The following is a 7,296-nucleotide window of genomic DNA, read 5'->3' on the forward strand; positions in this document are numbered from 1 at the left end:
CGGGCGCCCCTGGTGGCCCCTCGCCCTCACTGCCGGCCTCGGTCTTCTCGCCGGGGCGACGCTGTTCCCCCGGCCGGCGAAGGGGGTCGGCCCGCCCGCCCGTGCCAGGCCGCCAACCCCGCGAGGGTGACGACGCCCCCTGCCCATGGGATTCCCGAGAGGTGGGTATGGGGCGTCCCCGGCTCACCGAGATCCGACACCGCCGAGAAAGCGCCCTCCAGGCTGTGTCCGCCGGTGTAGCGGCTTCGCGTGGCCACCACGGGCAATCCCGCATCCAGCGCCGAGCGGATGCCGGCCACCGAATCCTCGAAGGCGATGGCCTCCCCCGGCGCCACGCCGAGGCGCGTCAGGGCCAGGACGAACACGTCCGGATGCGGTTTCTTGCGCTCAGCCTCGTCGCCGCAGGCAACCACGTCGAAGGGGCTACCCTCGGGAAAGTTGACGGCGAGGAGCGCGTCCACGTTGGGGCGGCTCGTGGTGCTCGCCACCGCGAGGAGCAGGCCTGCGCGCTTGGCTTCCCCCACGAGCCGCGCGATGCCGGGGCGCAGTTCGAGGGCTCCTTTCGTGACGAGGTCGCCATAGATCCCGGTCTTGCGGTCGTGGATCTCGCTCATCTGGGCGCGGCGTTCGGCATCCGGCTCGCCGTGCTCGGTGGCCACGTAATGGGCGAGCCGCTCCTTGCCGCCCATGACGGTGAGGAGGTCGGCATAGAGCTCCGGCGACCAGTGCCAGTCGAGCCCCAGTTCCGAGAACGCGCGGTTGAAAGCCTGACGGTGCAGGTCCTCCGTCTCGGCCAGCGTCCCGTCGACGTCGAAGATCAGCGCCTTCAACATGCGACGGTGCCGCCGGCGCCCGCCCGGATCGCAGCGATGCGCTCGGCATATCCGGCCGGCCCGCCCTTGAACACGGCGCTGCCAGCCACGAACGCGTTGGCTCCGGCGGCTGCGGCGAGGCCGACATTCTCCGCGGTGATGCCGCCATCCACCTCGATGTCGATGGCACGGCCGGCGGTCATGGCCTTGATCCGGGCGATGGTCTCCAGGGTCGAGGGGATGAAGCTCTGGCCGCCGAAGCCGGGATTCACCGTCATCACCAGGACGAGATCGACCATGTCGATCAGGGGCTCGATGGCGCTCGCAGGGGTGCCCGGATTCAGCGCGATGCCGACGCGCTTGCCGAGGGTTCGGATGGTCTGAAGCGAGCGGTGGATATGCGGTCCGGTCTCCACATGGACCGAGATCGCATCCGCGCCCGCCTCGGCGAAGGCCGCGAGATACGGGTCGGCGGGGGCGATCATCAGGTGGACGTCGAACACCTTGGCGCTGTGCGGCCGGAGCGCCTTCACCACGTCGGGGCCGAACGTGATGTTGGGCACGAAATGCCCGTCCATCACGTCGAGATGGATCCAGTCCGCCCCGGCCTCGGAGACCGCACGGACCTCCTGGCCGAGAGCCGCGAAATCCGCCGCGAGGATGGAGGGAGAGATGATGGGGCCGGCCGTGCGGGTCGTCATACGGTCTATCTCGTTCACTCTGTCGGTCCGGCAAGTGCCGTCGCGCGGACGTCGGGTCGTCTCAGGCGAGCCGGCGCTTGCGCTCCACGAGCTGCATGATGATCGGGGTCAGGATGAGCTGCATCGCGATGTCGAGCTTGCCGCCCGGAATCACGATGGAATTGGCACGGCTCATGAAGGAGCCCTGGATCATCGAGATCAGGTAGGAAAAGTCGATGCCCTTCGGGTCCTTGAAGCGGATCACCACCATCGATTCGTCGGCGGTGGGAATCCAGCGGGCGATGAAGGGGTTGGAGGTGTCCACCGTGGGCACGCGCTGGAAGTTGATGTCCGTCCAGGTGAATTGCGGACAGATCGTCTGCACGTAATCCGGCATGCGCCGCAGGATCACGTCGGTGACGGCCTCGGTGGAATAGCCGCGGAACGAGCGGTCCCGGTGCAGCTTCTGGATCCATTCGAGGTTGATCACCGGCACGACGCCGATCTTGAGGTCGGCGTAGCGGGCCATGTCGACATTGTCGTCGACGACGCAGCCGTGAAGGCCTTCATAGAACAGCAGGTCGGAGCCCGGCGGAAAATCCTCCCAGGGCGTGAAGGTGCCCGGCTCGGCGCCGTAGGCCTGCGCATCGGCGACGTCGTGGACGTAGTGGCGCGTGCGCCCGCCGCCGGATTCGCCGTAGCTGCGAAACACCTCCTCCAACTCTAGGAGCAGGTTGGCGCGGGGCGCGAAGTGGCTGAGGGTCGGCTCCTCGGCCATGGCCTTGCGCATGGCGTTGCGATCGAGGGCGTGGAATGCGTCCCCCTCGATGTAGACCGCGCTCACGTCCTCGCGGCGAAAGATCTGCTCGAACGTGTTGCGCACGGAGGTCGTGCCGGCGCCCGACGATCCGGTGACTGAGATGATGGGATGACGCGCCGACATGTACGATACCCGACCGGTTCCAGCCTGTCCCCGGTCAGCTGCGCATCAGCCCGCGCTGGCCGAACAGGGGCGAGCGGCCGGCGGCGGCGTTGCGGCCACCGTAATACTTGGCGACGCAGGCCACGTCCTCGCTCGAACCGAACACCAGCGGCACGCGCTCGTGGATGCCGGTGGCGGAGATGTCGAGGATGCGGTTGGCACCGTCGGTGGCCGCGGCACCGGCCTGCTCCATCAGCATCGCGATGGGCGCGGCCTCGTAAAGGAGGCGCAGGCGGCCCTGCGCATAGCCCTTCCGGTTGTCGCCGGGATAGAGGAACACGCCGCCACGGAGGAGGACCCGCTGCGCGTCGGCGACCAGGGAGCCGAGCCAGCGCATGTTGAAGTTCTTGTCCAGCGGTCCCTCGGAACCGGCCAGACAATCCTCGATATAGGCCTTCACCGGGGTGTCCCAGTGACGAGCATTGGAGGCGTTGATGGCGTATTCCTTGGCGGCGGCCACCACCTCGATCCGCGGGCTGGTGAGGCGGAACACGCGCTCTGCCCGGTCCAGGGTGAAGATCTGTGTGCCGAAGCCGAGCGTCAGCACCAGGGAGGTCGCCGGGCCGTAGGTGACGAAGCCGGCGGCGAGCTGGGCGGTGCCGGGGCTCGTGAACGAGCTGAGGGGGTTCTCCGCCGTCGCGCCCACGGGCCGGATGCCGAAGATCGATCCCACCGCCATGTTCACGCCGATATTGGACGAGCCGTCCAGAGGATCGATGGCGACGGCGAGGGGAGCGCCTGCGTTGAGGAGCATGATGCCCTCGGCTTCCTCGGAAGCGACCTCCGCCACCGGTGCGCCGCGCAGGGCCTCGGTGAAGCGCTGGTGCGCCAGAACGTCGAGGGCCTTCTGCACGTCGCCGTCGCTGTTCTGCTCACCCTGCGCGGCGAGATCGCCGCCGCCCAGAGCGCCGCGGCCGATCACCTCGCTCACATCGACAGCCGCCTCGGCACAGGCTGCGATGACCGCCGCAACGTCGGCGAGTCCCTGATCGGCGGCGACCGCCTGGGCGAGGTACGCGTCGAGCCGCGACCCAATTTCCAGAGACCCCAACGACATCGGCTCACGTCCTCTTCCACAGACCCGCCGGAGACCATCCGGCCGCTCATCTTCCGTCTCGGTTCCGGGCCGTCGAAAGGCCGGAGCACCGCCCTTTGCACGATAGCGCCGGGTTCAACCAGAGCGCCAGACGGGCATTCCCCGTGCAAAGAAGGAATTCTGAAAAAACTTGCGGGCGGTTCCAAAAAAACTAAAAACGCCGGATGCGCAACCTCTCGCTCAAGCAACTCCAGGCCGTCGCAGCGGTCGCCCGCCTCGGAACGATGACCCGTGCGGCCCAGGAACTCAATGTCACCTCGGCGGCGCTCTATGCGCGCATCCGCCAGTTGGAGGAAGAGGCGGGGCTGCTGCTGTTCGACCGGACACCCACGGGCCTGAAGCCGACCGATGCCGGGCGCGAGATGCTGTGGGCGATCGACAGCATCAACACGGTCCTGGAGACCTGCGCCGACCGGCTCCAGACCCTCAAGGGTGGCAGCGGCGGGCGGGTCGCCATGGGGGTGGTGTCCACCGCCAAGTATTTCACGCCCCAGATCATCGCCGGCTTCGTCGACCGTTACCCCGCGGTGGAGATCAACCTCGTCGTCGGCAATCGCGGCGCTATGGTCGAGGCCCTGCGCAACTACGAGATCGATTTCGCCATCATGGGCCGTCCGCCGCGCGACTTCGCCATCGAGGCCGAGATGTTCGGCGCGCACCCACTGGTGATCATCGCGGCGCCGAGTCATCGCCTCAGCACGCGGACCAACCTCACGCGGGCGGATCTGGCCGAGGAATCCTTCCTGGTGCGCGAGGAGGGGTCCGGCACCCGCACGGTGTTCGAAGAGTTCATGTCGGGCATCATGATCCAGCGCGCGAAACTCGGGATCGATTCGGGCTCGAACGAAACGATCAAACAGGCGGTGATGGCCGGGCTCGGCATCGCCCTCATCTCCGGCCATACGGTGGCGGCCGAGGTCGAGAGCGGGCGCATGATCCTGCTCGACGTGCAGGGATTGCCGATCCGTCGCGACTGGTACGTGGTCCGCCGCGCCGACAAGGTGCTCGGGCCGGCGGCGGCGGCGTTCTGGGATTACACGGTGAAGGAAGGCGGTCGGAAGCTGCCGCGCCTGGCCCTGACACCGGCCGTCAGTTCGGTCACCGCGGAGTTCGAGGCGTGAGCGAGACCGGGATCGTCGTCGTCGGTGCCGGTCAGGCCGGCTTGCAGGCTGCGGCCTCCCTGCGCGAGGCGGGCTACGGCGGACTCCTGACGATGATCGGCGACGAGCCGAGCCTTCCCTATCAGCGTCCGCCGCTCTCGAAAGCCTATCTCGCCGGCAAGGTGGATGCCACCGGCCTGTTCCTGCGTGCGCCGGGCTTCTACGCGGACCACGGCATCGCCTGCGAGACCTCGGTCGAGGCCGTTGCGATCGACCGGGCGGCCCGCCGAGTCCGCCTCAGCGACGGACGCGACCTCGGCTACGATCATCTCGTCCTCGCCACGGGATCGCGAAACCGGCCTCTGCCGGTGCCAGGGACGGAGCTCGCGGGCGTGTATCAGCTGCGCTCGATCGCGGATGCCGACCGGATCCAGGCGGCCATCGGCGAAGCGCGCAGCATCGCCATCGTGGGCGCTGGGTTCATCGGGCTCGAATTCGCCAGCATCTGCGCCGCGCGCGGTCTGTCCGTCACCGTCATCGAGGCCGCCGACCGCCCGATGGCGAGGGCGGTGTCCGAGCCGATCGCCACCTTCTTCCGAGAGGTCCACGAGAGCGCCGGCATCCGTTTCCTGTTCGGCGGCGGCGTGCAAGCCATAGAGGGCTGGGCCGGTCGGGCCGCGTCGATTGTCCTGTCGGACGGCGCCACCTGCCCGGCGGATCTGGTCCTGATCGGGATCGGTGTCCTACCGAACCAGGATCTCGCGGCCGAGGCCGGCCTTCACGTGGAGGACGGCATCGTCGTCGATTCCGTCCTTCTCACCGACGATCCGTCGATCTCGGCCATCGGCGATTGTGCCCGGTTTCCCACACGCTTCGCCGCCCATGGTACGGCGCGCGTCGAATCCGTCCAGAACGCTATCGACCACGGCCGCTGCCTCGCCGCCCGCATCACCGGGCGCCCCGCCCCCTACGATGCCGTCCCCTGGTTCTGGAGCGATCAAGGCGGCCACAAGCTGCAGATGGTGGGATTGCCGGGTCCGAGCGACGTCTCGGTGCGACGCGCCACCGCCGGGGGCTTTACGGTGTTCCGCTATCGCGGTCCGCACCTCACTGGCATCGAGACGGTGGATTCGGCGGCCGAGCATATGGCCGCTCGCCGGATCATTGCGCGCGGTCTATCGCCGACCCAAGACGAGGCCGCCGATCCGACCTTCGACCTGAAGGCCCTCGCGATGGGACGCGGCGGTGCCTGAAGAGGTTCAGAAACGGCCTCGTAACCTCAGTGATCGTTTTCCGTAGTCAGCGAGCCGAGGCGCGTACCCTCGTCTCCGCCCGTCGCGCGCAGGCCGACCCCGCTCTCGCTGCCTTCGTGAAAGACGATGCCGGCGGTCATGAGGACACTTCTCAAAGCCTCGATCCGGCCCGAGGCCGGATCGCCGGTGCCATTCTCGAAGGCCTTCACGTCCTGCTCGGCCAGACCGACCTTGGCGGCGAGATCCGCCTCCGACCAGCCCAGCATGCCGCGAGCGGCCCGCGATTGCGCCGGGCTCATCGTGTTCGGCCCTGCCCCGCCGCGTCCGTTCTCGTCCAATCCCGACACAGGAAGCTCTCCGTCATGCAATGGCGCTCAACGCACGCCCGCTTCTAAGCTGCTCTAACGAGGCTCGCAGGGGGATTGTTCACGTAGAGTAAGCGTGGAGCGACGTTTGGAAGGGGATGACAAGGAAAACCTGGGATAGACAGTCTTGACCATATTTGTGCTGGAATCTTATCCGAAGGGCGTCCGTACGCCGTCCGCGCGAGCTTCGTCCGACACGGAGCTTCGCATGGAACGCGCGGCCCGAACTCTTGCAACCGGGACGCGGTGCGCGACCATGCGAGTTCGAATGATGATGACGAAGGAGGGCCTGACGATGAGAGCGATGCTGTTCGCCGCGATGGCTTGTGCCGCGACGGCGGGGATGCTGGCGACGGGCGCAATGGCGCAGGGATCCAACGTCACCGGCTTCGGCAAGGACAACCGCGAGAAGCCCGAGAAGAAGCAGTACGTTCCGGCCGCCAAGCCTCAGGAGAAGATGTTTCCCCTCGATGCGACCTGGACCGCGGTGAGCCTGAACGGCAAGCCCTTCAACGGCACCGACCGTCCGAGCTTCATCATCGACAAGCAGTACCGCGCCCGCGGCTACGGCGGTTGCAACACCTTCGCCGCCACGGCCTTCCCCCTGCGCGAGCAGCACCTCGCCGTCGGCCCCCTCGCTCTCACGAAGAAGCCCTGCGACAAGGGTACCGGTGCCAGTGAGCAGGACTTCTTCATCGCCCTGCGCACCGCTGCCCAGTGGGACCTCGTCGGGTCGCAGCTGGTGATCAAGAGCCAGAAGGGCGAGCTGAAGTTCGATCGCGCGCTCTAGATTTCGCTGCAACGCGGCCGGTTACCGGACGCATTCCCTCGGGCGAAGACGCGCTACGATGACCGTTCGCGTTAGACGGACGACTCGACCGGTCGCAAGGAAACCGAGGTCGGAAGGACAGCGATGACGGCGCAGGCGGGGCGGCCCGACGCCCTGCCCACCCCCTCGGGGCGAAATCGTCCGGGGCACTGCACCCGACACCTCGTCGACGATGCGAC

Annotated in this window: 8 protein-coding genes; 3 read left to right on the forward strand and 5 right to left on the reverse strand. The window is 67.6% G+C overall.

The genetic code is table 11. The features are described from left to right. Window positions 1-26: 26 nt before the first annotated feature. The 4 genes from MBTS_RS08975 to MBTS_RS08990 all read right to left on the reverse strand — a co-directional run bounded on the left by MBTS_RS08975 (window position 27) and on the right by MBTS_RS08990 (window position 3,531). A complete protein-coding gene (locus MBTS_RS08975; RefSeq protein WP_192215456.1) occupies window positions 27-833 on the reverse strand; it encodes an HAD-IA family hydrolase in 807 nt (268 codons plus the stop codon). Beyond that, the gene (gene rpe, locus MBTS_RS08980) at window positions 827-1,513 is read right to left on the reverse strand and encodes a ribulose-phosphate 3-epimerase (protein ID WP_192215457.1); all 687 of its coding nucleotides are present in this window, start codon (window positions 1,511-1,513) and stop codon (window positions 827-829) included. The genes MBTS_RS08975 and rpe overlap by 7 nt, the downstream gene beginning before the upstream one ends. 61 nt (window positions 1,514-1,574) lie before the next feature. Beyond that, on the reverse strand, window positions 1,575-2,435 hold the full coding sequence (locus tag MBTS_RS08985; protein WP_018041968.1) for a phosphoribulokinase: 861 nt from the start codon (window positions 2,433-2,435) through the stop codon (window positions 1,575-1,577). A 34-nt stretch (window positions 2,436-2,469) separates the two neighbouring features. Continuing rightward, window positions 2,470-3,531, reverse strand: a complete 1,062-nt coding sequence (locus MBTS_RS08990; protein WP_192215458.1) for a class 1 fructose-bisphosphatase — start codon at window positions 3,529-3,531, stop codon at window positions 2,470-2,472. Window positions 3,532-3,734: 203 nt separating this feature from the next. Here MBTS_RS08990 and MBTS_RS08995 point away from each other — a divergent pair, with 203 nt between their 5' ends. Next, complete coding sequence (locus MBTS_RS08995) at window positions 3,735-4,691, forward strand: LysR family transcriptional regulator (protein WP_018041966.1); 957 nt, start codon at window positions 3,735-3,737, stop codon at window positions 4,689-4,691. Then, the gene (locus MBTS_RS09000; RefSeq protein WP_147832485.1) at window positions 4,688-5,923 is read left to right on the forward strand and encodes an NAD(P)/FAD-dependent oxidoreductase; all 1,236 of its coding nucleotides are present in this window, start codon (window positions 4,688-4,690) and stop codon (window positions 5,921-5,923) included. The genes MBTS_RS08995 and MBTS_RS09000 overlap by 4 nt, the downstream gene beginning before the upstream one ends. 26 nt (window positions 5,924-5,949) lie before the next feature. On the opposite strand, the gene MBTS_RS09005 is transcribed toward MBTS_RS09000, so the two are convergent. Beyond that, window positions 5,950-6,270: a helix-turn-helix domain-containing protein gene (locus tag MBTS_RS09005; protein ID WP_238253774.1), complete on the reverse strand. Its 321-nt coding sequence runs from the start codon at window positions 6,268-6,270 to the stop codon at window positions 5,950-5,952. 313 nt (window positions 6,271-6,583) lie between these two features. Between MBTS_RS09005 and MBTS_RS09010 the strand changes: the two genes are divergently transcribed. Beyond that, window positions 6,584-7,078, forward strand: a complete 495-nt coding sequence (locus MBTS_RS09010) for an META domain-containing protein (RefSeq protein ID WP_026175611.1) — start codon at window positions 6,584-6,586, stop codon at window positions 7,076-7,078. Window positions 7,079-7,296 lie beyond the last annotated feature (218 nt).

It is taken from the genome of Methylobacterium bullatum, assembly GCF_014845095.1.
In the GTDB taxonomy this organism is placed as follows: domain Bacteria; phylum Pseudomonadota; class Alphaproteobacteria; order Rhizobiales; family Beijerinckiaceae; genus Methylobacterium; species Methylobacterium bullatum.